We start from the raw sequence: 24,441 nt of genomic DNA, 5'->3' as shown, positions 1-24,441 counted from the left end.
ACTATCCAGCAGCACTATCCAGCAGCACTGTCCAGCAAGACCCGCAAGATCCAGCACCAAGCAGCCCCCCGGCTGCAGCACTGACTTCCAAAGGTGGCCGGGGGGCTTTCCCCTGCCTGCCCTGCACCACGATCAAGACTGGTGAAAGGTGCGTCATGAACCCCTCAGTGCTCCACGCGGAACAAGGCCGCTCGTCCACGGGAACGATGCCGGGAACGACGGTCGCCCAGGGTTTCAACCTGGCTGGATTCTTTCCCGGGCTCGGGAGCCGAGCTGCGTATCGCGAGGTCGGGTGGACCTCTATCGGTTCGGCGTCGGAGTCCGTCGTCGAGCTGTACCAGGAAGCCGCTGACGCGCTCCAGATCGCGAACGGACCCGAAGGGCTCTCGCTCACGGCCGCCAACCTGCCGGAGGACCCGGTCGAGCGCCAGGGTTTCATCGGGGCGGGCTTCCTCGCACACAACCTGGCCCTGAACATCGAGCTGCGGGAGCGCGCGGCGGAGACCGGCGTCGCTCACTTCGTCGCCTACACGGGGGAGAGCTTCGGCGTGCTGGCATCGGCGGTGGCCTGCGGCGCGCTGTCGATCCAGGACAGCGTGCTGGTGGCCCGCGCCTTCACCCCGCTGCTGCTGGCGGCGTCGAACCAGGAGGGACGCGGCCCGCTGGGCGCGAGCCTGGCGAGGTACCTGCCGCGCTACTCCAGGGAGCGGCCGCCGATCACCGAGCCGGCGCACGTCATCGCGCTCAAGGCCGAGCCCCACGAGCTGCGCAGGCTCCTCGGCGAGCTCACGGAGCGCTACCGGGACGACGTCGAGATCCACAAGCGCTACTCGCCGAAGCAGACGAACGTCTACGTCCGCGCCGGCTTCATCTCGATGTTCGCCGAGATCATCCGGGCGTTCCCGGGTGTGAAGGCCGAGGAGCTGAAGGAGCCGACGAAGTTCCTCGCCCACTCGCGGAAGATGATCGAGGCGCGGGAGTCGCTGGACCACTACATGGACGATCAGGGCGTCCGGTTCGCCGACCCGCACACGCCGATGATCTCCAACAGCGGTGGCAGCTTTCTGATCACCGGCGACCAGGTGCGCAGCGCGGTGCTCGCGATGACCAACGAGGTCATGGACTCGCAGCGCACGGTCGAGCTGATCGACGAGCTGCGGCCCGACATGGTGGTCGAGATCGGGCGGGGCGGCAAGTCGCTGGACCTGTTGCAGGACAACTGGACGCGTTCCCCGGCTATCGCGTTCACCGGCGCGCGTGACGCGTCGACCCTGCTCGACGGCGCGGGCCTCGTCGTACGGCTGAGGACGGCGCTGCAAGAGCTCCGGTCGGCCGACGGCGCCGGCCCGGAGCCGTGGGACTACGACCTGCTGCGGCGGGTGAACGACCTGGCCAGGGCGGAGCCCGCCTTCGAGAAGTACCTGCTGGAGATGGCGTGCGCGCTGCCGACCCAGCCGGACGGGGCGGTCTCGGCCTCGTACCTGGAGATGAGCGAGGCGCTCAAGTACACCCTCGCGCACCGCAGGCACGTCCTGGAGGGCGAGCTGGTCGTCGGGGCGCGGCTCAAGAAGCGTCTCGACGCCGGGCCCGGCGCCGTCGGGCAGGCCTTCACCGAGCTCTGCGTCCGCGACGCCAAGGGCCGCATCAGAACCCGGACCGTTGTGGCGGCCGAGGACGCCGAGGCGCTCGTGGTCCACTTCGGCAAACCGCGCAAGCCGCAGCTGCTCGAGGCCGCCCGCGCCGCTCGCATGCTCGTCGAGTCCCAGCCGATCGCTCAGCGGATCCGTGCCCGCATCGCCGAGCGGCTCCGTGCGGACAACGGCACCACTACCCACTCCACGGGTCTCAGGGCGGCGATCGCCGAGGCAGAGGCCATCGACCTGCTCGTGTACCAGGTCTCGATGTTCGAGCTGCTGAAGCAGCACCGGCCTGGGCTGTTCGCGCACAACCACGCGTTCCTCGAGGGCGGCGACGCCTTCGGCTGGCTGGTGGCGCTCGTCGCCTCCGGTGCGGCCGACGCCGGTGACGTCATCGAGCTCGGGGCGCACATCGTCAGCGGCAGGCTGGGCGAGACCGTCCTGACCGACGGCATCGTCCGCCGGCTGGGCGCGCGGCTCACCGACGCGGCGGTGCCGGTCCTGTCCTCGACGGGCGCTCCGGTCGAGACCAGGCAGGACCTGGCCGCCGGGACCGCCACGATCTGCCGGCCCGGCGAGCTGCGCCGGGGGAAGCGCCCCATCCGGCTCAACGCCTCGTGCACGATCCTCGCCCTCGGTTCGTCGAGCCGCATCGCCTCGCTGGACACCACGCCCCACGCGAACCGCGTCCTGACCGTGCGCACCGCGGAGGAGCTGTGGCGCCGGGGACTCAACCGCGACCTGGACGCCATGGAGCGCCGGGCACTGCTGACCGCGTCCTCGGAACAGCGCGCGGTGATGCGTTACGCCCAGCAGCGGAGCCTGCTGTGCAGCACGGTCTGCGCGTACATGAACCCGGGGGAGATCCTCGTCGGGTTCGGCAACGGCGGCAGCGAGTCGATGACCGTCTTCTTCCGGCGCCGTGGCGAGAGCGAGCTGCTGGTGCGCAAGGTCCTCAGCGAGGCGCTCACGACCGCCCGGTGGGACCCGGAGGGGCAGGGGGCGATGCTTCCCCCGTTCACCAAGGCGAAGAAGCAGGCGGAGTACCTGATGGCGCTGCCCGCATCCGTCCGTGACTACTTCCCCCAGGTGTACTCGGTCCTCGAGCGGGAGGTGCGTCCGCTGGGCGCGGCCGACGGCGATCCCGTGCGCCGCGAGGTCATCTACGAGATGAGCTTCGTACCGGGCGACGAGGTGGGCCAGTACATCGCGCGCCACGTCCCGCCGCCGGTCGTCGTCGCGCGGCTCTACCAGGAGATCGCGGGCTTCGTGCACCGCAACATCCACACGGCCCGCCGGGTCCCGGCACCACGCGGCACGCTGGAGGAGCAGTACTTCCGCAAGATCGAGGACCGGCTCGACCTGTGCCGTCGCACGGCGCCGGCCACGTTCGGACCAGGCCTGCTCGACACGGACGAGATAGTCATCAACGGGCGCCGCTACCTGAACCACCGCCGCCTCCTGGAGGAGTTCCGCCGGGAGCCCGTGTTCCAGCAGGTCCTCGAACCGTCGTTCCACTCGCTGGTGGTGGGGGACACGAACACCGAGAACATCAAGATCGGCGACACGGCGGCGCTGGTCCGTGCCCAGGCGGTCATCGAGAGCGGGGCGGGCCACGCGGAGATCCGTGAGGCGCTGGCCGCCATCACCTCCGCTTCGATAGGGCTGAAGTTCCTCGACCCGCGCGCGATCGGCTGGCGGAGCGACGGCGCGACGACGAGCGACGACCCCATGTACGACAACAAGCCGTGGCACAACTCCGTCGGCCACTACGACGAGATGCACAACGAGGCGTTCGACCTCGTGGTCTCGAGGGGCCCGGACGGTTCGCCGGGCGTGACCATCGACTTTCACCGCGGCAACCCCTACCAGAGCTCCTACCGGGTGCGCGACGTCACGGAGCGCGGCCTTGCCGTGACCCCTGACGCCCCGCGGGGCATCGAGGACTACTTCGCCCAGGTGATGACCGACGTCTACGGCCTGGACGACCCCACGTCGGAGCAGCACCTGTCTGATCCGTACTGGGTCATCCGGTTCGTCTTCACCATGGGAACCCACTTCACGGCGATGCCCCCGTTCCACTTCGCGTCGGAGATCGACGGGACCGTCGTCGACTCGCCCGACGTCCAGCGCCGGCCGATCGCCATCTACTGCGAGGGCATCAAGTGGCTGAACTGGTCGCTGCAGATGCTCACCGGATCGCGGCCGGACTTCCTGGGTGTCCCGGTGCCGCCGCTCCCTGACGCCGACAACGCCGACAACGCCGGCCTCGCCCGGAAGGAGCAGGTCAAGTGACGTTTCTTCTGACACCACCGGTCCGCGGCCTGGACGACCTCTCGATCGAGTCGCGCGTCATCGCCACCCCCTGGAGCCGCATCGTCCGGGGCATCGGCCTGGGCCAGCACCCCATCGGCTGGGACGCGACGGCGGCGTCCCGGATCCGCGACTCGTTCGCCCTGCTCGACGAGCGGGCGCCCGGCGTCGGGACGTACACGGGTTTCGCACGCGCTCTCGCCGAGCTCGTCCTCCAGGTCGCCGATCCCTCGGTCCGGCTCGGCTACCGGCAGACCCAGGACCTGATGAACACGGCGGCCGACTCGGCCTTCGCGATCGCCAACCCCTACTACCGGCTGACGGCGGGCTGCGCGCTGCTCAGCGCGGTGGCCAAGCTGGGCGTCTCGAAGGCACACCTGCTCGACGGCGACCGGGACATCCCGGCACAGGTGCTCGCCACGATCGGTGAGATCCGCCCGGACGGCATCAAGGACGAGAACCGGGGCCGGCATGGCGACTACGAAAAGCTGTCGGCCTGGACGGCGGTGTTCCTCGCGTTCGGACAGCTCGACCTGCACGACAGGCTCGTGTCGGCCGAGCACGACCACGTGGCCGAGGCCCTGGCCCTGATCGACAACATCCCGGCGCCCTTCTTCCGCGGCCGCGGCGGGTCGATGCTCCTGTCCGCCACCATGCTGCTGGGGTTCGACGGCCACATCTTCGACGGGCCGACGAACTACGTGTCCGCCACCCTGTCCTACCTGGACCGGGTGGACGAGCTGCAGATCTACCCGTCGTTCCCGAGCCCGATGTCGCCGGCGTTCGCCAAGGTCTACCCGCTCCTCACCATGCTCAACGCGGTGGCGGTCACGGGGCGTCTCTCCTACCTCGAGTCCGGTCGGGACCGGCTCGCGGAGGCGGCTGAGCTGATGGCCGCCGTCGCCCCGGTGGAGCGAACGCACATGGGCCTCTACCACGTGGTCGCGCTGCACAACCTGCAGCGCCTCACGGCGGACGATCCCCGGATCACCGGCATCGTCGAGCCGCTGGTCGCCCAGTGGCGGGACATCGACCCCGGCCAGGACTACTTCCTCTACGGGATCTCGTACGCGTATCTCACCCAGCTCGCGTTCTTCACCGGGCGGGAGGACCTCATCACCGAGTCGATGGTCGACCGGATGCTCACCGCCTTCCCGTCGCTCGAACGGTCGGCCGAGAGCCGGGCCAACCGGCCCTACCCGTTCAGCTACGTGCTCAACGTGCTGACCGAGCTGGGCCTCGGTGACCTGCTGTACACGCCGCACGACGCGTACGGCGGCAGTACCCCGTTCCGCTGGTTCGCCGACCATCTCTCGCCGGGCGGTCGGGCCGAGCAGGCCAGGCTCTACATGGTCGACCACGCGCTCCTCAGCTGGGCGCTGCGCCTGCGGCCCGCGGACGCCGTCGAGCCGGGAGCGCTCGGGAGGTTTCGCTTCGCCGCGGGGGAGGAGTGGTAACGGAGAGCGGCAGAGGGAAGGTGATACGCGTTCTGCTGCTTGGTCGAGAGCGGTGTGAGCGATAAACTGGGGATATGACAGCGCAGGTCGAGGAGTACGAACAGATCGCCGACGAGGCTCTGGAAGCCTTCAAGGCGCTGTCGAACCCTGTGCGTCTGCAGATCCTCCAGTGGCTCAAGCAGCCGCGCGAGCACTTTCCCGTGGAGCGTGCGATCGCCGACCCCGACGTGGTGGGGGTGTGCGTCACGCACATCACCGAGAAGGTGAACGCGGCGCAGTCGACGGTCTCGGCCTACATGAACTCCCTGGAGCGCGCGAACCTGGTCACCTCCACGCGCGTGGGCAAGTGGACCCACTACCGGCGCAACGAGGAGCGGATCGAGGAGCTCGTGCGGATCCTCGGGAGCTCGCTGTAGCCCAGGCGCTACGCGATATCGCCTACCCGATATCGCGTAGCGCCGACTGCACGGCCACGATGTCGGTGCCGTACCGGTCGTCCGCGTAGCGCTGGATGCTGCCGTCGTCGTAGGGGACGGTCACCCAGACGTAGCCGTTCTCGATCCAGCCGAGGAGACCGCCGAGGTGGTCGTACACCTCGTTCTGGAGCTCCTGGGCCTCAGGCTCGGACATCTCCGATCCGATCGCACCCGCGTTGCCGGGATCGAGCCGGGGGTCCTCGGGCGGGGCGGGGCGCTCCGCCGGCACCGCGGCGGCCTCGGTGAGCCCGAAGGTCTCGCCGTCCCAGGAGCCCTTCACCTCGTACATGCCCCAGGTGGTGCCGTGCGCGGACTCGGCCTCGACGGCGTCCCAGTCCCAGCCGGTGATCGCCGGACCGCCGCACTGGGGCGGGTACGACTCGGCGATCGCGCCCAGACACAGCTCGGGAGGGGCGTCACCTTCCTGGAGGACGGTCGCGACGGCCGTGACCTGGCCCGACGCCGCAGGGGCGGGCGGCGCTGCCGCCGTCGGCGCGTCATCCGGCTGGTTACCGTCCGGGGCCGAGCCGGCGGGACCGCCCTGGGCGGCGCATGCGCTCAGCAGCAGCACACCGGCCAGGCCGGCGCTGAGGAGTCGGCGTCGTGCTCGTAGCGGCTTCATACTCGGCATATGTTTGCGTGACCACTGCACTTGCACGCTCACGCACGAGATTCTCGGTAAACGCTTGCCCAATGCGCGGGTCCGGGGCTAGCGTGTCCACACAAGAATATGTCAAGACATAAGATCAAACGGCCTTCAGCGATCCACCGGCAACACAGCATCCACCCGGCTACACAGCACAGGCGCTCAGGGTTGAGCGCCGACGAGGAGACACAATGAAGCGTCAGTACCTGACCCGCTCGCTCGCGACGGCGTCGATCACGATCGGCGCGCTCGTGCTCGCATCGTGCTCGAGCGGTGGCGGTGGCTCCGATGACGAGGTCGTGCTCCAGCTCATGCAGTCGGGCGACGTCAACCAGGGTGGTGGCTACGCCAAGCTGGCGGAGAAGTACTTCGACGAGACCGGCGTGCGCGTCGAGGTCGTCGAGGTGCCCAACGACGACCTGCGCACGCGGCTGCGTACCTCAGCGCAGGCGAACGACCTGCCGGCCCTGGCGGCGTCGCCGTCGACCGACCCGGCCTGGACCGAGCGCCTGCTCGACCTGACCGACGTCTTCGACGAGGTCGGCGTCATCGACACGCTCTCGGTCGCCGACCCCGCTGACGGCAAGGTCAAGGCGCTGCCGACCACGCTCACCGCCGTGGGCATGTTCCTCAACAAGTCGCTGTGGGACGAGGCCGGCGTCGAGTACCCGACGACGCTCGAAGAGCAGTGGACGTGGGACGAGTACGTCGAGAAGTCGAGCCAGGTCGTCGAGGCGACCGACGCGGAGTACGGCGCCGTCATGGACCCCTCCGCGCACCGCCTGCGCTCCTTCCTGTTCGAGTTCGGCAGTGACGGTGTCACCGAGCAGCCCGACGGCACCTGGGCGCTCGACGCGGAGGGCGCCGAGGCGCTCGGCTACTTCAAGAAGCTGCACGAGGACGGCGTCATGCCGCAGGCCGTGTGGGGGGCCGCCGACGACCCGAGCGCGACGTTCAAGTCGGGTCGCGTCGCGGGCTACATGTCGGGCGTCTGGCAGATCGCCGACTTCCAGGAGACCATCACCGACTTCGAGTGGGTGTCCGTGCCGCTGCCGCAGCAGCCGGTGCGCGCGACCAACTACGGTGCCGCGTCGTGGATCGTGGCGTTCGACGGCACCGGCGTCGAGGAGGAGACCCTCGACTTCGTCAAGTGGCTGTACTCGGAGGAGAACTACCGCGAGTACTGCGAGATCTCGGGCTGCCTGCCCGTGCTGGACGGCCTCGACGTCAGCTACAAGGACGACGCCTACGCCTTCGACCTCTACAACGGTGAGATCGCCGAGTCCCCGGCGATCTCGGCGGTCCAGACGACCGACGGCGTGCTGAACGGCTACGAGGGCAAGGCGATCGACTCCGAGCCCCTTCTCGACGAGACCGTCAAGCTCATCAACGACGAGCAGACGCTCGAGCAGACCGTGGAGAACATCAACAAGGCCTCGACCGAGCAGATGGCCGACTGATCGCGACGCACGAAAAAGGCTCCTCATGACTCTCACCACCTCGGGTCCGTCCTCCTCCTCCGCCCCCGTGGCGGAGGAGGAGGACGGGCGGCGCGTCCGGCGTCGCCGGCGCAGCCGCTACCTCCTCGCCCCCTTCGTCTTCACGGTCGGCACAGCCGTGCTGTTCGGACTGTTCTTCCTGTGGCCAGGCGTGCTCGGCCTGTCGTACTCGCTGACGGACTTCCGCGGGTGGGGAGACCTCGAGTTCGTCGGGCTCGCCAACTACCTCGAGCTGTTCCAGGACAGCGAGTTCTACCAGTCGCTCGGGCGGACGTTCGTGTACGCCGTCTTCTCGGTGCCCGTCGGCTACGTCCTGGCGCTCGCCATGGCAGTGGCCCTCACCTCGAAGGGAGCACGGGGCAAGACGCCGGCCCGCATCATCTTCTTCATGCCGTGGCTGGTGTCGCCGATCATCGCCGGTGTCATCTGGCGGTGGATGTTCGGCGAGAGCTTCGGGTTCGTCAACTACGTCATCCAGCTGCTGGGTGGCGAGGCGGTGCCCTGGGCGAGCAACGCCGACCTGTCGCTGTTCGTCGCGGTGCTCGCGTCGGCGTGGGGCGGCGCGGCCTTCAACATGCTGCTGTTCATCGCGGCGATCAGCAACGTGCCGCAGTCCTACTACGAGGCCGCTGAGCTCGACGGCGCGAACGGCTGGGAGCGGTTCTGGTACATCACGCTGCCGTCCATCGCCCCGACGTCGGTACTCGTCATCCTGCTGTCGTCGCTCGGCTCGATGAAGGAGTTCGCGATGATCCAGGCACTCAACGGCGGTGGGCCCGGCACCCAGAACCGTCTGGTCGTGCAGTACATCTACGAGACCGGGTTCGAACGCTCGCTCGTCGGATATGCGGCCGCCGCGTCGATGGTGCTGCTGGTCATCCTCATGGTCATCGCGATCATTCAGCTCCGGATCAGCAAGAGGAACAACGCATGGTGACGACGGACACGCCCACGGTGGCTCCGAAGATGTACGCGAGGCCGGGCGGACGCCGGCTCGGCGAGATCCGCCGCAGCATCGTCCCGACCACGATGCTGTGGGTCATCGCCGTGCTCATGGCGTTCCCCCTGCTGTGGTTCCTGCTGTCGTCGTTCAAGCCGGGCGGGGAGCTGTTCACCTACCCGCTGTCGTTCTTCCCGCGCGAATGGACGCTCGCGGGGTACGAGGACGCCTTCCAGCGCGTCGACTTCCTGCGCTACTTCAGCAACACGCTCGTCGTGGCGACCGTGTCGACGGCCATCACGGTGTTCCTGTGCGCGTCGACCGGTTACGCGCTCGCCAAGTACAAGAACCCGTGGCTCTACGTGCTCGGCCTGTGCATCCTGTCGATGACCATGCTGCCGGGCGAGGTGATCCTCAACCCGCTGTTCATCGTCGTGCGCGACCTCGGCATGTACAACTCGCTGCTGGGCGTCATCATGCCGTCGGTGCTCACCCCGACCGGCGTGTTCATGTTCCGCCAGTTCTTCCTGACGATCCCTGACGAGCTCCTGGACGCCGCGCGCATCGACGGCGCGAGCGAGTACCGCATCTTCTGGGGCATCATGCTGCCGCTGGCGCGGCCCATCATGCTCACTCTCGCGATCGTGTCGTTCCACTGGCGCTGGAACGACTACATCCTGCCGCTCATCATCCTCGGCGATCCCGACCAGTTCACCCTGCAGATCGCCCTGCGTGCGCTCGTCGGCGCCGAGAACATCAACTGGAGCGTGCTGCTGTCGGCCTCGGTGCTGTCGATGATCCCGCTGGTGCTGCTCTACCTCGTGTTCCAGAAGTACATCACCTCGTCGAACATCAACGCCGGACTCAAGGACTGAGCGGTGCACGTACAGGTGTCCTCGATCCTGGGAAGGGTCGACCGGTGGCTCGGCGAGTACCTGGCCGACGCCGTCACCGCCGGTTCCGTGCCGCTCGACGTCGCGGCATGGACGGTGCCGGGCGAGCCGGGCGGCGCGGGCGAACCCGTCGCGTTCGCCGACGTCCCTGATCCGGCGACGTTCGCGCCGGCCGCCCCCGGGTACGGGTGGGGGCGGCCCTGGGGCACCACCTGGTTCCAGGTGTCCGGACGGGTGCCGGCGGGTTGGGCTGCCGACGACAGGTACCGCGTCGAGCTCTCCCTCGACCTCGGTTTCGACGGCGCCAAGCCGGGGTTCCAGTGCGAAGGGCTGGTGCGCACCCCGGCCGGGCGCGTGGTGAAGGGCCTCGAACCCCGCAACCATCACGTGCCGCTCGAGGCGGGTCCCGGCGAGTCGTTCGCACTCCTCGTCGAGGGTGCGGCCAACCCGGACCTGTCGGGCGGCGACGACTTCAAGGGCGCACGCGCCTACGCGCCGACGCCGCTCGGCGACCCCAGGAGCGCGCCCGACGCGCCGCTGTACCGGCTGGGGCGGCTCGAGATCCGGCGGGTCGACACCGAGGTCGAGCGTCTGGTCCGCGAGGTCACCGTGCTGCGCGGCCTCACGCTGGAGCTGAGCGAGCACGAGCCGCGCCGGGCCGCGCTGCTGGCGGGCCTCGACCACGCGCTCGACGCGCTCGACCCGGGCGACCCCGCGGCTGCGGCGTCCGCCGCGCGGGCGGTGCTCGCCCCCCTGCTCGCCTCGCCGGCGGCGGCGTCGGCGCACCGCATCGTCGCGACGGGCCACGCGCACATCGACTCGGCCTGGCTGTGGCCCAGCAGGGAGACCGTCCGGAAGGTCACCCGGACCTTCGCGAACGTCGTCGACCTGATGGACCGTGACCCCGACGCGGTCTTCACGAGCTCGTCGGCACAGCACTTCGCCTGGCTCAAGCGCCAGGAGCCCGAGCTCTACTCGCGGGTGAGGCAGCGCGTCGCGGAGGGTCGCATCGTCCCGGTCGGCAACATGTGGGTCGAGTCCGACGTCAACATGCCCTCGGGGGAGTCGCTGGCGCGCCAGCTGCTGCAGGGCACGCGCTTCTTCGAGCGCGAGTTCGGCGCGCGCAGCGACGTCGGCTGGCTGCCGGACTCGTTCGGCTACCCGGGCGCGCTGCCGCAGCTCCTGCGCAAGGCGGGGCTGCGCTGGTTCTTCACGCAGAAGATGTGCTGGAACGACAGCAACCCGATGCCGCACCACACGTTCCTCTGGGAAGGTATCGACGGCACGCGCATCCTCACGCACTTCCCGCCGAACAACACCTACAGCGGCGACATGCGACCCACCGAGCTCGCCCGCAGCGTGCGCAACTTCGCCGACCACGCCGGTGCCTCCCACTCGCTCATGCCGTTCGGGTACGGCGACGGCGGCGGGGGACCGACGCGCGAGATGATGTGGGACGCGCGCCTCCAGGCCGATCTCGAGGGCTCTCCGCGGGTGTGGTTCGGCACCGCCGACGCCCTGTTCGGCACCATCGAGCGGGAGTACGCGAGCCCGCCCGTCTGGTCGGGCGAGATGTACCTCGAGTTCCACCGGGGTATCTACACCTCGCAGGCGCGGACCAAGCGCGGCAACAGGCGCAACGAGCAGCTGCTCGTGGAGGCCGAGCTCTGGTCGGCGAGCGCCACGCTGCGCACGGGCGCGTCGTATCCGTACGACGAGCTCGACGAGCTGTGGCAGGAGGTGCTGCTGCTGCAGTTCCACGACATCCTGCCCGGCGCTGCCATCGCGTGGGTGCACCGTGAGGCCGAGGCCTCGCACGAGCGCGTCACGGAGCGCCTGGAAGGCCTCGTCGACACGGCGCTTCGTGCGCTCGCCGGCGAGGGGACGCGCGTCATCGCGGTCAACGCGGCGCCGTTCGCGGCCTCGGGCGTCCCCGCGCTCGGCGGGACCGCTGACGTCGCAGCGGCTGCGGCGGTGGCGGTGGCCGCGACCGCGCTGCCGGACGGCGGCGTCGAGCTGGCCTCGCCCGGTCTGCGGGTAGTGATCACCGCGAACGGGCTGCTCGCACACGTGGTGGACCTCGCGTCCGGGCGCGATCTCGTGCCGCCGGGTATGGCGGCGAACCTGCCGCAGCTGCACGTGGACGCCCCGGCGAAGTGGGACGCGTGGGATCTCGACCGCTCCTACCGCGCGAACGCCGTCGACCTCGCCGACGGCACGGTGACCCTGCGCGACGACGGCAGCGTGCGCATCGAGCGGACGTTCGGCAGCAGCCGCCTGACGCAGACGGTGACCGTCGTCGACTCCGCTGTGCACATCCGCACCGACGTCGACTGGCACGAGCGCCGCCGCATGCTCAAGCTCGCGTTCCCGCTCGACGTCCACGCGCAGGACGCCGCGTACGAGACGCAGTTCGGGTACGTGCGCCGTCCGCTGCACGCCAACACGTCGTGGGACGCCGCACGCTACGAGGTGTGCGCGCACCGGTGGGTGCACGTGGGCGAGCCCGGCTTCGGCGTCGCCGTGGCCAACGACGGCGTCTACGGGCATGACGTCACGCGCGACAGCGTCGACGGCCGGGTCGTCACCACCGTGCGGCAGTCGCTCCTGCGCGCGCCGACGTTCCCCGACCCGGAGGCGGACCAGGGTCAGCACTCCTTCACCACGGTGCTCGCGCCGGCCCCGACGACCGACGAGGCGCTGCGCGCGGGCGTCCGGCTCGGCGCCCCGCTGCGCCGGATCACGGGTGCCGCTGTGCCGGTCCCCGTCGTCAGGGTCGCCGGCGTCGACGGTGCGCCGACCTCCGCCGTCGTCTCGGCGGTCAAGCTCGCCGACGACCGCTCCGGCGACCTGGTCGTGCGGGTCTACGAGAGCCGCGGTGCGCGCACCCGCGCGACGCTGCACGCCGACTTCGCGGTCGCCGGGGTGCGCGAGTGCGACCTCGTCGAGACGCCGCTCGCCGACGGGACGGCGGCCGTGGTGGACGACGGGGGCGACGGCACGGGCATCGTGCTGCGCCCGTTCGAGGTGCTGACGCTGAGACTGACAGGGGAACACGCATGACCGACGTGGACGAGGCGTTTCGCCGTGCGGTGATCGAGGCAGCGGACGCGGCGGTCGACGCGGTGCTCGCCACGGCGCCGGACGACGTCGACACGGGGCACATCGGGCTGTACCGAGCCACGATGCGGGATATCAAGCTGCTCGTCGCCGCATACCTCGCCGACGGCGGGCGCCACACCGGGGACACCGCGCTCGTCTCGCGCGCCGTGACGTACGCGGAGGCGCTCGCGGGCATGCAGGGGGCGTCCGGCCTGTTCGTCGGCGGGGACAACATCGAGTCGCCGCCGGACACCGCCTTCGCGATCAACGACGTGTGCGACACGCTCGAGCTGATCCGCCGCGCCGCCGCGCCGGCGCTGGCGCCGCTCGACGAGCTGCTCGGCGCGATCGCCGACGCGGCAGCGCCCGCCATGGTCGCCGGCGGGGTGCACACGCCCAACCACCGGTGGGAGCTCGCGGCGGTGCTCGCGAGGCTGCACCGACGTCGTGCCGACCCCGAGGTGCGCGCCCGGGCCGAGAGCTGGCTCGCCGAGGGCATCGACCTGCAGAGCGACGGGCTGTTCTCGGAGCGCAGCGCGGTCTACGCGGTGTTCGTGTCGAACCCGTCGCTCGCCCTGATCGGAGACGTCTTCGACCGCCCGGACCTGCACGACGTGGTGGTGCGCAACCTGGAGGCCACGCTCGGGCTGATCCTTCCGGACGGCACCGTCGAGACGGTGCAGTCGCGGCGCCAGGACCAGCGCGGGGAGCTGTTCCCGCTCGCGCCGTACCTGGTGGCGTACCGGCGGTTCGCGATCGAGCGCGGACGCGGCGATCTCGCGTGGGCGGCGGAGTACGCCGCCGCGCAGGGCATCATCGAACCCCAGACGGTGCTCACCGAGCTGCTGCTCGACCCGAGCCTCGCGGAACCTCTTCCCGACGCCGAACCGCCTGCCACGACGCGACGCGCGGAGTGGGCGGCGTCGCGGCTCGTCGTCGACGCGAACCCGTCGCGGACGCTGGTGGTGTACGGCGGCTCGGACTATTCCAGCCAGCGGCGTATCCGCTCGGGACTGGCGAACAACCCGACCTTCCTGCGCATGTTCGCGGGCGACGTGGTCCTCGACTCTGTGCGGCTGTCCCGCGACTTCTTCGGGCTGGGCCCGTTCCGCGCTGCAGAGGTCGAGCACGACGGCTCCGCTGTGGTGCTCGTCGAGCGGCTGGAGGGGCGCTACTACCAGCCGCTCGCGGAAGATGACCGGCGCGCCGACGGTGCCTACGACCTGGCCGACGAGAGCCGGTTCTCCGCGGCGATGTCCTTCGCGGCCCGGCCGACCGAGACCGTGGTGCTGCGTACACGGATCGCGGCGCGGCCGACCGCGGACGGGGTCGAGCTCGAGATCACCACCGACGGGCCGGGGCTCCCGTGGGCACTCGAGCTCGCCTTCCGTGCCGGCGGTACGTTCGAGGGCGTGGCGGAGGTCTCCGACGGCGCGGTGCGGCTCGACTCGGGTACCGCGCGTTACCGCGTGGGGGGCAGCGTCGTCGAGTTCGGCCCCGGCACCGGCGCGGCGGGCCCGGCCCGCTACCAGCCGGGGGAGGACTACACCTACCTCGGGGCGACCGATGCCGCGGGAGGCAGCCGGGCGTACATCGTCGGGAGCTCCCCGGGGATCGCGCGCGTCTTCGTTCGGGCTGTCTGAGGGCGTCGCCGATACAGGTCTGACCGACGACGGCCGTCCACCTCAGGCGCAACGAACGAAGGCCCTTGCCGCCTCGGGCGTCATTCTGCTGTCAGCAGAGGGCTTGATCCTGGCGAGCGGGTCGAACGCGTGTCGGATACGTTGGTGTCATGACGCGAAGCAGTGAGACGCCACCCCGAACGGCCGACGGGCCTGACCCGTCCAGGCCGTTCGATGGTGTGACCGCTGACGCGGCCGGGGTGCGGGCGCTGCGTGAGCTGGTGGCGACGATGATCCTGCCAGGAGGTACTGACACCGCGTCGTCCGTGTCGAAGCAGACGCAGGCCGAGTGGGTAGATCTGCTCGGTGAGCTGGAGGCGGTGAAGAACACCGTGACCGCGACCCAGGCCCGGCTGGCCGTGGCGCTGGAGGAGGCCACGAAGGCTGACGAGGCTCGGCAGGGCATCCGGGCGGAGCGGCGGGGTCGCGGTGTGCCGAATCAGATCGGGGCAGCGATGCAGGCGAGCCCGCATGCGGGCGGGTCGTTCCTGGGCACGGCACGGGTGTGGGTGACCCAGATGCCGTTCACGTTCGATGCGCTGCGCACGGGTGTGCTCTCGTCGTGGCGGGCGGCTCTCATGGTCCGTGAGACGTCGCATCTGTCGGTGGAGGACCGGGCCCGGATCGATGAGGAGATCTGCGGGCCCACGAACCTGGCAGCCCTGGCTCGGCTGGGTACCCAGCGGCTGGTCGCCTGGATCAAGGACCTGGCCGGCAAGCTGGACGTGCACGCGTGTGTGAAGCGGAACGCGAAGGCCGTCTCCGAGCGGTCCGTCTCGGTGCGTCCGGCTCCGGATCTGATGGTGTACCTGACGGCGCTGGTGCCGATGCAGCAGGGTGTGCAGGCGTACGCGCAGCTGAAGGCGCACGCGGCCGCGGTCAAGGCGACCGGTGACGAGCGGGGTGCCGGGCAGATCATGGCGGACACCCTGATCGAGCGGGTCACGGGTAGGGAGCCGGGCAAGGCGGATGATGTCCCGGTCACGATCAACCTGTTGGTCTCCGACCAGACGCTGCTGGCTGGTGGGGACGAGCCCGCCGTCGTCGTGGAGGGTGCCCCGGCGGGTGTGGGTACGGTTCCGGGTCCGGTGGCGCGAAACCTGGCGGCACACGGCGTCGATGCCGATGCGGCGTGGCTTCGGGCGATCTACGTGGACGCGAATGGTCGGTTGTTGGCCACGACGTCGACGTCACGGTTCCACCCGCAGGGACTTGCCGTGTTGTTGCGGGCGCGGGAGCAGGGGATCTGTGCTTCGCAGTGGTGTGACGCCCCGGTGCGGCACCTGGACCACATCACACCGCATGCGGAGGGTGGGGCGACCAGCCTCGACAACGGGCAGGGCCTGTGTGCCCGGTGCAATCACGCGAAGCAGGCGCCGGGCTGGTCGCAGCAGGTCACCGAGGTCGACGGCCGGCACGCGGTCGAGACGACGTCGCCGACGGGGCACACGTCCGTCTTCGTCGCGCCGGTGCCGCCGCGCCCGGTCACGGCCTCGACGCAGGTACCCGTACCGCTCGGCCCTGTCAGTGGGCCGGCTCCGGTCAGCGGAGAAGCCCGGGACGGTGTCAGGCAACCTTCACCGCCGTGGACCCCTGCGGTCGGTATGTCCGGGCCCGCGCCCGGTCGTGTTCCACGTAGCCGGTACGGCATCGGGTGCAGCGTCCCGCGTCCCCGTGGCGCGATCGCGTACCGCCCGCCCGGGCGACGTGAGCAGGTCGGTCCCGGGCGCCGGACGAGGTCGCGACCCGACCTCGCCTGGGCACACCCACCCGGGGCGCATACCCGCTGAACCGGCGACCGCCGCGAGCCCACCCTCGCGGCGGCCATCGGCACGCCCGGCATCCGTCAGCTACCTGGCGCCGGCACCCGTTCGCGAGAGACTGAGGCGGTGCAGCACAACGACGAACAGGTCCTGTCCGGAGGGTTCGTCTCGACCGTGACCCGGCGGGGCGGCGAGGTGCACCGGTCGATGACGGAGCGGCACGAGTACGTGCACGAGCTGCTGCGGTTCCTCGAGGAGCACGGCTGGGACGGTGCGCCCCGGCTCCTGCGGGTCGAGCCGCCCGCGACGGAGGTGCTCAGCTACCTGGACGGCCTCAGCGGGGCGGACGACGCCGTGCGACGGGCGGGGTCGGACCCGTCCTGCTTGGCCGCGCTCGCACGCCTGGTGCGCGAGCTGCACGACCTGACGGCCGGCACGTCGCTCGCCGGCGACTCGGAGGTGGTGTGCCACCACGACATCGATCCTCGCAACACAGTGTTCCGGCGGGGGAAGTGCGGGCTCGAGCCGGTCGCGCTGATCGACTGGGACATCGCCGGGCCGGGCCGGCGGATCGAGGACGTGGCGCACCTGGTCTGGCAGTTCGTCCCGCTGGGGCCGGGGACCGACGTCGGCGGCGCGGCGCGGGCGCTCGCGGCGGTGTGCGACGCCTACGGGCCGCTCGACCGGTCGGAGCTCGTGCCGACGGCGCTCTGGTGGCAGCGTCGGTGCGCCGATGGCATCGAGAACGGTGCGCGGGCCGGTGAGCCCGCGATGATCCGGCTCGCCGAGCTCGGCGTGCCGGACGACGTGCGGCGCCAGGAGGCCTGGACCGCCGAGCACGCCGAGGAGCTCGTGCGCCTTCTCTGAGAGCGGCTGCCGCTCGACGGCGCCCCAGGTCCGGGGCACACTGGCAGCGGCGCGGGACACCGGGGTCCGTCAGCCGGAACAGAAGGGCACCACATGGCCGACTACGCGGACGTCCACCGACGCAGCCTCGCGGATCCCGAGGGGTTCTGGGGCGAGCAGGCGGCCCTGATCTCGTGGTTCCGCAGGCCCACCCGCGTGCTCGATGCCGACAGCCCGCCGTTCTACCGCTGGTTCCCCGACGGCAGGCTGAACACCTGCTACAACGCGCTCGACCGGCATGTCATCGCGGGGCGCGGGGACCAGGCCGCGCTGATCTACGACAGCCCGGTCACGGGCACCTCCCGGACGATCACCTACGCCACCCTGCTACAGGACGTCGCGGCGTTCGCCGGCGCCCTGCGCGACCTCGGCGTCGAGCAGGGCGACCGCGTGGTGATCTACATGCCCATGGTTCCAGAGGCCGTCGTCGCCATGCTGGCCTGCGCCCGGCTCGGCGCCGTCCACTCCGTGGTGTTCGGTGGGTTCGCCGCGAACGAGCTGGCCCTGCGGATCGACGACGCGCAGCCGAAGGTCGTGGTGTCGGCGTCGTGCGGCATCGAACCCACCCGGATCGTGGAGTACAAGCCCCTGCTGGACCGGGCCCTGGAGCTGGCCGACCACGAGCCGTCGTCGTGCGTGGTGCTGCAGCGGCCGCAGGCCACCGCGACGCTCGTCGAGGGGCGGGACCTGGACTGGGCCACCGCCATGCACGCCGGCCGGACCAACCCCGCGCCGTGCGCGGAGGTCGCGGCGACGGACCCGCTCTACATCCTGTACACGTCGGGCACCACGGGGAAGCCCAAGGGCATCCTGCGCGACAACGGCGGCCACGCCGTCGCGCTGGCCTGGTCCATGCGCAACATCTACGACATCGGGCCCGGCCAGGTCTGGTGGACGGCGTCCGACGTCGGCTGGGTGGTCGGCCACTCCTACATCGTCTACGGGCCGCTCATCGCGGGCGCGACGTCCGTGCTGTACGAGGGCAAGCCGGTCGGCACGCCGGACGCCGGGGCGTTCTGGCGGGTCGTCGCCGAGCACGGCGTCGAGGCCCTGTTCACCGCCCCGACGGCGATCCGGGCGATCAAGAAGGAGGACCCCGAGGGAGTCCTCGTGGCGAGCCACGACACCTCCTCCCTGCGGCACCTCTTCCTCGCGGGGGAGCGGCTCGACCCCGGCACGTACGAGTGGGCGGGGAGCATCCTCGGCGTACCCGTGATCGACCACTGGTGGCAGACGGAGACCGGCTGGGCGGTGGTCGCCAACCTGCGGGGGCTCGACCCGATGCCGACCCGGCCCGGGTCGCCGTCGGTCCCGGTGCCCGGCTTCGACGTGCGGGTGCTGCTGCCGGACGGAACGGTCGCGGGGCCCGGGCAGGAGGGCAGCCTCGCGATCAGGCTGCCGCTCCCACCGGGCACCCTGCAGACGCTGTGGCGCGACGACGCCCGCTACGTGGCCTCGTACCTCGCCGCCTACGACGGCTACTACCTCTCCGGCGACGGCGGCTACATCGACGACGACGGGTACGTCTACGTCATGGGCCGCACCGACGACGTCATCAACGTGGCAGGGCACCGGCTGTCCACCGGGGCGATCGAGGGGGTGCTCGCGGCCCATCCCGCCGTGGCGGAGTGCGCGGTGATCGGCGCCGCCGACGCCCTCAAGGGCCAGGTGCCGCGCGGCTTCGTGGTGCTCAAGACGGGCGCCGACCCCGAGGGCGTCGCGGCGGAGCTCGTCGCCGCGGTGCGCGACCAGATCGGCCCGGTGGCCGCGTTCAAGGACGTCGAGATCGTCGCCGGGCTGCCGAAGACCCGCTCGGGCAAGATCCTGCGGCGCACCATGCGCCAGCTGGCCGACGGCGAGCACCCGGCCGTGCCGTCGACCATCGAGGACCCGGCGGTGCTGACAGCCCTGGAGCCGGTGCTGCGGCGGGGATGACATCTGTCATGCCTCGCCGGGCATTCCTCCGGGCAAGGTCGTGATCGGCGACACTTACCGGCGCACGCGTGCCGCCCGAGGGTGGGTACATGAGACGAACCCACGTCAGCTCCCCACCTCCGGACCCGACCGGCGCGCCGCACCAGGGCACGTCCGACGACACGCAGCAGCGCGTCCGACCAGCGCGCGGCGGGGGTGTCGCCCTGCTGGCCGTGGCACTGGCCGGTGCGCTCGCGATGCCCGCCGCGGCCGCCGTCCGGCCCCACGGCGCCGAACCGGACAGCGAGCCCGCCGCGCAGGTCGAGTGGGGCGAGTGCCCTGCCGACGTCGCGGACGAGGCGGCGCCCTACGTCCTGACCTGTGCCAAGGTGCCCGTGCCGCTGGACTACGCCGACCCCGACGGCGAGCAGATAGAGCTCCAGATCTCCCGCCTGGCCAGCGACAACCCGGCCGAGCGTCGCGGCGTGCTCCTGCTCAACCCGGGCGGCCCGGGCGGTTCCGGGCTCACCCAGCCCTCGTTCCTGATGTCGCGCGGCGTGCCCGACAGCGTCCTGGAGGCCTACGACCTGATCGGCATGGACACCCGCGGGGTGGGCCACTCGACCCGCATCGACTGCGGGTTCACCGCCGGCGGCGACTACTTCAGCAACATCCCGCCGTACGCGGTCGACGACGCCGCGGTGGTCGAGCACGCGAAGGTCGTCAAGGCCGCGGCCGAGCAGTGCGCGGCGAACGACGGCAACGGTCTGCTGCGCCACGTGTCGACGGCGAACATGGCCCGCGACCTCGACAGCATCCGGGCGGCGCTCGGCGAGGAGAAGGCCAGCTACCTCGGCTACTCCTACGGCTCCGCGCTGGGCGCCGCGTACGCGTCCATGTTCCCTGGGACGGCCGACCGGGTGGTGCTCGACAGCAACGTGGGCGACACGCACCTGAACCAGGAGCGTCTGCGCACGTTCGCCCTGGGGATGGAGCAGACGTTCCCCGACTTCGCGAAATGGGCGGCCAAGCGGCACACCGCCTACGGGCTGGGCCGGACGCCGGCGCAGGTGCGGGCCGGCTACTTCGAGACCGCCGAGCAGCTCGACCGCAGCCCGGTGCTGGGCGTTGACGGCGCGCTGTTTCGCCAGGTCGTCTTCGGCGGGCTCTACAGCCCGCTGAGCTACGCCCGGACGGCGCAGGCCTGGCAGTCGCTGCGGGACGGCGACGCCGCTGCCGCGCGGACCCTGCTCGACGGCAACCTCCTCGACGGTGTCCTGCCGGACGGCGCCGCCGTCGGCGCCGATGCCGAGGCGTCGCCCCTCTCCAACGCGCTGTCCGTGTTCATCGCCTCGACCTGCAACGACAGCGAGTGGCCCGAGGACGTCCGGTCCTACCGCCGGGCCGTGGCCGAGGACCGCGAGAGGTTCCCGATGTTCGGCGCGGCGTCGGCCAACATCCTGCCCTGCGCCTACTGGTCCGAGCCGGTCGAGCCGCCGGTGCGGATCTCCGACCAGGGCCCGCACAACGTGCTGATCCTGCAGAACCGCCGTGACCCGGTCACCCCGCTGGCCGGCGGCCAGCGGCTGCACGAGAAGTTCGGCGACCGGTCCCGCCTGGTGACCGTCGACGGCAGCGGTCACGGCGTCTACGCGCTCGGCGACAACGCGTGCGCCCTGAACATCGGGACGACCTACCTGGTCGAGGGGAAGATGCCCAGGCGCGACGTCGCCTGCCCGGCGGGCTGACGGGCCGTGGCACGCGGGAGCGCGCGGTCCTCCGGGATCGTGCGCTCCCGTCGGCACCAGCACCGGCACCGGCGCCGCGCTAGGGTGACCGCGTGCTACGCCCCGGAGACCTTGGCCTCGTCCCGGAACCTGCGTCGACGCAGGTGCCGGGCGGATCGGTACTGCTGGCGGACGGCGCGGGCATCGGTACCGACCCCGCGCTGCGGCCCGCCGCGCGCTGGTGGCGCCGCGTCACGGAGGAGGCGTTCGGCCTCGACCTGGTGCCGGCGGCGACCGATCGCAGCTCCGTCGTCTTCGCCCTCGCGCGCGGACTGCCGGCCGGCGGCTACGGCATAGACGTGCGTCCTACGGGCCTGGTGCGGGTCGAGGCCGCGGACCTCGCGGGGGCCCACGCCGCCGCGCAGACCCTGCGTCAGCTCGCCGGGCCCGAGGCCTACCGCCGCAGCGGCACCGGCGCGCTCGAGCTGCCGGTGGTGCAGATAGCGGACCGCCCGCGCTTCGAGTGGCGCGGGGTGCTGCTCGACGTCGCCCGTCACTTCCTGCCCAAGCACGACGTGCTCCGGTTCATCGACCTCGCCGCCGCCCACCGGCTCAACGTGCTGCAGCTCCACCTCACCGACGACCAGGGCTGGCGGGTGCAGATCCACCGCTACCCGGAGCTGACGCGGACCGGCGCGTGGCGCCACGAGTCCACGGTCGGCACCTGGCGTACCGGGTCCAAGGACGGCCGACCGCACGGCGGTTTCTACACGCAGGACGACCTGCGCGAGATCGTCGGCTACGCCCGCGACCGGGGCGTCACGGTGGTCCCGGAGATCGACGTGCCGGGCCACGTCGAGGCCGCCGTCGCCGCGTACCCGGAGCTCGGCACGCGCAAGGACCGCAGCGCGGTCCGCACCACGTGGGGCATCAGCCAGGACGTGCTCGACCCGTCCGAGGGCTCGCTCGCGTTCTTCCGGCACGTGCTCGACGAGGTGCTCGACGTCTTCGACGCACCCTGGATCGGCCTCGGCGGCGACGAGGTGCCGCCCACCCTCTGGCGGGAGTCGCCACGGATCGTCGAGCGGGCCGAGGCACTGGGCCTGGTCGGCAAGGACGGCACCCCCGACGTCGCCCAGCTGCACGGCTGGTTCGTCGCCCGGCTCGCCGAGCACGTGTCCGACGCCGGCCGCCGCGCCGTCGTCTGGGACGAGGCGATGTCGCCGATGCTGCCGCGGGACGTGATCGTGACCTCCTGGCGCGGTTACGCCCAGGGTGCGGCAGCGCTCGATGCCGGGTATGACGTCGTCATGGCACCTGAGCAGGCCGTCTACCTCGACCACCGCGCCGGGGAGCATCCGGCCGAGCCGATCCCCGTCGGTTTTCTGCGGACGGTCGAGGACGTGTACGCCTTCGAGCCGCTGCCGGCACCGTTGGCCGCGTCGACCAACGGGGCAGGCCGGCTCCTCGGCGCGCAGGCCCAGGTCTGGACCGAGCACCTCGACAGCGCCCGGCGCATCGACTACGCGACCTTCCCCCGGCTCGCGGCGTTCGCCGAGGTCGCCTGGTCGCCGCGGGCCGACCGGACACAGGGCTCCGCCGCGTCGAAGGATTTCCTGGGCCGCCTCGAGCAGCGGCACCTGCCCCGCCTCGACGCGTACGGCGTCGAGTACCGGCCGCTCGCCGGGCCGCACCCGTGGCAGACCCGGCCCGGCGTCCAGGGCTACCCGCGGGACCTGGCGGCGGAGACCGCCGTCGGCGGCTGGGCGGGGCTGGGCGGATGGCGGGACGACGGCGGGGCCGAGAACCTGCCTGCGGGCCGACCAGCCCCGGAGGCCCCAAAGGCCCCAAAGACCCCGAAGGGCGACGGATGACCGGCACGATCCTGGTCCGTGGCGCCCGCGTGCCGCAGCGCGACGGGACCCTGTCGGAGCCGGTGGACCTGCACGTGGTGCGCGGCAGGATCGAGACGATCACCCGGACCGGCGCCCCGGACGGTGCCGGACCCGCCGTCGAGCCAGGTGTCGAACCGGATACGGACGTCCTCGACGCCGACGGCCGCGTGGTGCTGCCCGGTCTCGTCGACGCGCACACGCACGCGGAGGCCGCCGTCTTCGAGCAGGACGTGCAGCTCGCGATGCTGCGCCAGGGGATCACCACGGTCGTGGCCGGGCAGGACGGCGTCTCCTTCGCCCCGAGCGACCGCGCCACCTACGACTGGGCGAGCACGTACTTCGCCGCCATCAACGGGGCGCACCCCACGTTCGGCGGCGGGTCCGTCGGCGATCTGCTGGGCACCTACCACCGCACGGTCCCGGTGAACGTCGCGTACCTCGCCCCGCACGGCACGCTGCGCTACCGGGTGCTCGGGGCCGCGCAGCGCCCGGCGTCCGACGCGGAGGTCGCGGCGATGGTGGGCCTGCTGGAGCGGGCCATGGACGACGGCGCCTGCGGCCTCTCGACCGGTCTCGAGTACGTGCCCGCCGCGTACGCCGACGAACGGGAGCTCGTCGCGCTCGCGAAGGTCGTCGCCGCTCGCGGGCTGCCGCACGTGAGCCACATGCGTGGGTACGAGGACAAGGGGGTCGCGGCGCTCGACGAGCTGATGCGGGTCGCCCGCGCGTCCGACGTCGCCACGCACGTGTCCCACCTGCACGGCCCCGCCCGCGAGCTCCTGGAGCACGTCGGGGGAGCGCGGGCCGGGGGCCTTGATGTCACCTACGACTCCTATCCCTACCTGCGCGGCTGCTCGATCCTGTCGATGGTCGCGCTGCCGACGTGGCTGCCGCTGGCCGATGCCAGCGCCACGATCGAGGCGCTGCGCGACCCGGCGACCGCCGTCCGCCTCGGCGAGCACTTCGCCGGCCTGACCGACCTCTGGCCCCGCATCACCTTCGCGTCGGTCCCCGGCATGGAGTGGGCGGAGGGCCGCACCCTGCCCGACGTCGCCGCGCGGCTCGGGCGGTCCGCCCCCGATACCGTGCTCGAGGTGCTGACGGTCACGGAGCTGCGCGCGAGCTGCGTGTTCGCGCAGCCGCCGACCAACTCGCCGGAGTCGGTGCGCACGCTGGCGGGCCACGAAGCACACCTCGCCGGGTCGGACGCCATCTACTGGGGCGGCAGCCCGCACCCTCGCGGCTGGGGCGCCTTCGCCCGGCTGCTCGACGAGCACGTGCGGCGCGGCTCCTGGAGCTGGTGGGACGCGGCGGAACACCTGTCGGCCCGGGCGGCGCGGCGGTTCGGGCTGGCGGACCGGGGCCGGATAGCGCCGGGCGCCGTCGCCGACCTCGCGTTCGTCGACCCCGGCCGCGTGTGCGACGAGGCGACGTACGAGGCGCCGCGGACCCCCGCCGTGGGGGTCGAGGACGTGCTCGTCGGCGGCGTGCCCGTGCTCGCGGCCGGGCAGCTCACCGGCGCCACGCCGGGTCACGGGCTGCGTCCGGCCGCTGCCGGGTCCGCCGCCCGGCCCCTGGGTTGATCCAGGAC

General features: G+C 71.5%; 15 protein-coding genes. 14 read left to right on the top strand and 1 reads right to left on the bottom strand.

Translation table 11 applies throughout. From position 1 onward, the window contains the following. Nucleotides 1–155: 155 nt before the first annotated feature. The 3 genes from ACNYC2_RS21520 to ACNYC2_RS21510 all read left to right on the top strand — a co-directional run bounded on the left by ACNYC2_RS21520 (nt 156) and on the right by ACNYC2_RS21510 (nt 5,823). Complete coding sequence (locus ACNYC2_RS21520; protein ID WP_419703744.1) at nt 156–3,932, top strand: hypothetical protein; 3,777 nt, start codon at nt 156–158, stop codon at nt 3,930–3,932. Further along, nucleotides 3,929–5,407: a hypothetical protein gene (locus ACNYC2_RS21515; RefSeq protein ID WP_419703743.1), complete on the top strand. Its 1,479-nt coding sequence runs from the start codon at nt 3,929–3,931 to the stop codon at nt 5,405–5,407. Before ACNYC2_RS21520 ends, ACNYC2_RS21515 begins: the two co-directional genes overlap by 4 nt. A gap of 74 nt (nt 5,408–5,481) precedes the next feature. Then, a complete protein-coding gene (locus tag ACNYC2_RS21510) occupies nt 5,482–5,823 on the top strand; it encodes an ArsR/SmtB family transcription factor (RefSeq protein WP_357505893.1) in 342 nt (113 codons plus the stop codon). Nucleotides 5,824–5,845: 22 nt separating this feature from the next. On the opposite strand, the gene ACNYC2_RS21505 is transcribed toward ACNYC2_RS21510, so the two are convergent. Then, nucleotides 5,846–6,505, bottom strand: a complete 660-nt coding sequence (locus ACNYC2_RS21505; RefSeq protein ID WP_419703742.1) for a hypothetical protein — start codon at nt 6,503–6,505, stop codon at nt 5,846–5,848. A gap of 215 nt (nt 6,506–6,720) precedes the next feature. On the opposite strand from ACNYC2_RS21505, the gene ACNYC2_RS21500 reads away from it, so the two are divergent. The 11 genes from ACNYC2_RS21500 to ACNYC2_RS21450 all read left to right on the top strand — a co-directional run bounded on the left by ACNYC2_RS21500 (nt 6,721) and on the right by ACNYC2_RS21450 (nt 24,433). Then, nucleotides 6,721–7,989, top strand: coding sequence for an extracellular solute-binding protein (locus tag ACNYC2_RS21500; protein WP_419703741.1), 1,269 nt, complete (start codon nt 6,721–6,723; stop codon nt 7,987–7,989). 25 nt (nt 7,990–8,014) lie between these two features. Next, complete coding sequence (locus ACNYC2_RS21495) at nt 8,015–8,965, top strand: carbohydrate ABC transporter permease (protein ID WP_419703740.1); 951 nt, start codon at nt 8,015–8,017, stop codon at nt 8,963–8,965. Beyond that, nucleotides 8,959–9,843 (top strand): carbohydrate ABC transporter permease, encoded by an 885-nt coding sequence (locus tag ACNYC2_RS21490; RefSeq protein ID WP_419703739.1) that lies wholly within the window; start codon nt 8,959–8,961, stop codon nt 9,841–9,843. The genes ACNYC2_RS21495 and ACNYC2_RS21490 overlap by 7 nt, the downstream gene beginning before the upstream one ends. Nucleotides 9,844–9,846: 3 nt before the next feature. Then, nucleotides 9,847–12,924 (top strand): alpha-mannosidase, encoded by a 3,078-nt coding sequence (locus tag ACNYC2_RS21485; protein ID WP_419703738.1) that lies wholly within the window; start codon nt 9,847–9,849, stop codon nt 12,922–12,924. Beyond that, entirely contained in the window at nt 12,921–14,606 is a 1,686-nt protein-coding gene (locus ACNYC2_RS21480) for a hypothetical protein (RefSeq protein ID WP_419703737.1), read from the top strand. Before ACNYC2_RS21485 ends, ACNYC2_RS21480 begins: the two co-directional genes overlap by 4 nt. 269 nt (nt 14,607–14,875) lie before the next feature. Beyond that, nucleotides 14,876–16,435, top strand: a complete 1,560-nt coding sequence (locus ACNYC2_RS21475; protein ID WP_419707876.1) for an HNH endonuclease — start codon at nt 14,876–14,878, stop codon at nt 16,433–16,435. A 99-nt stretch (nt 16,436–16,534) separates the two neighbouring features. Beyond that, nucleotides 16,535–17,275 (top strand): phosphotransferase, encoded by a 741-nt coding sequence (locus tag ACNYC2_RS21470; protein ID WP_419703736.1) that lies wholly within the window; start codon nt 16,535–16,537, stop codon nt 17,273–17,275. Between the two features lie 93 nt (nt 17,276–17,368). After that, a complete protein-coding gene (locus ACNYC2_RS21465) occupies nt 17,369–19,249 on the top strand; it encodes a propionyl-CoA synthetase (protein WP_419703735.1) in 1,881 nt (626 codons plus the stop codon). Between the two features lie 89 nt (nt 19,250–19,338). Next, nucleotides 19,339–20,976 (top strand): alpha/beta hydrolase, encoded by a 1,638-nt coding sequence (locus tag ACNYC2_RS21460; RefSeq protein WP_419703734.1) that lies wholly within the window; start codon nt 19,339–19,341, stop codon nt 20,974–20,976. Nucleotides 20,977–21,068: 92 nt separating this feature from the next. Further along, the gene (locus tag ACNYC2_RS21455; RefSeq protein WP_419703733.1) at nt 21,069–22,829 is read left to right on the top strand and encodes a beta-N-acetylhexosaminidase; all 1,761 of its coding nucleotides are present in this window, start codon (nt 21,069–21,071) and stop codon (nt 22,827–22,829) included. After that, on the top strand, nt 22,826–24,433 hold the full coding sequence (locus ACNYC2_RS21450) for an N-acyl-D-amino-acid deacylase family protein (RefSeq protein ID WP_419703732.1): 1,608 nt from the start codon (nt 22,826–22,828) through the stop codon (nt 24,431–24,433). Before ACNYC2_RS21455 ends, ACNYC2_RS21450 begins: the two co-directional genes overlap by 4 nt. The last annotated feature ends 8 nt before the right edge of the window (nt 24,434–24,441 follow it).

It is taken from the genome of Promicromonospora sp. NFX87, from assembly GCF_048564965.1.
Lineage (GTDB): Bacteria > Actinomycetota > Actinomycetes > Actinomycetales > Cellulomonadaceae > Promicromonospora.
Note: the sequence above shows the minus strand (reverse complement) of the source record. Positions and strands in the feature narration are given on the sequence as shown.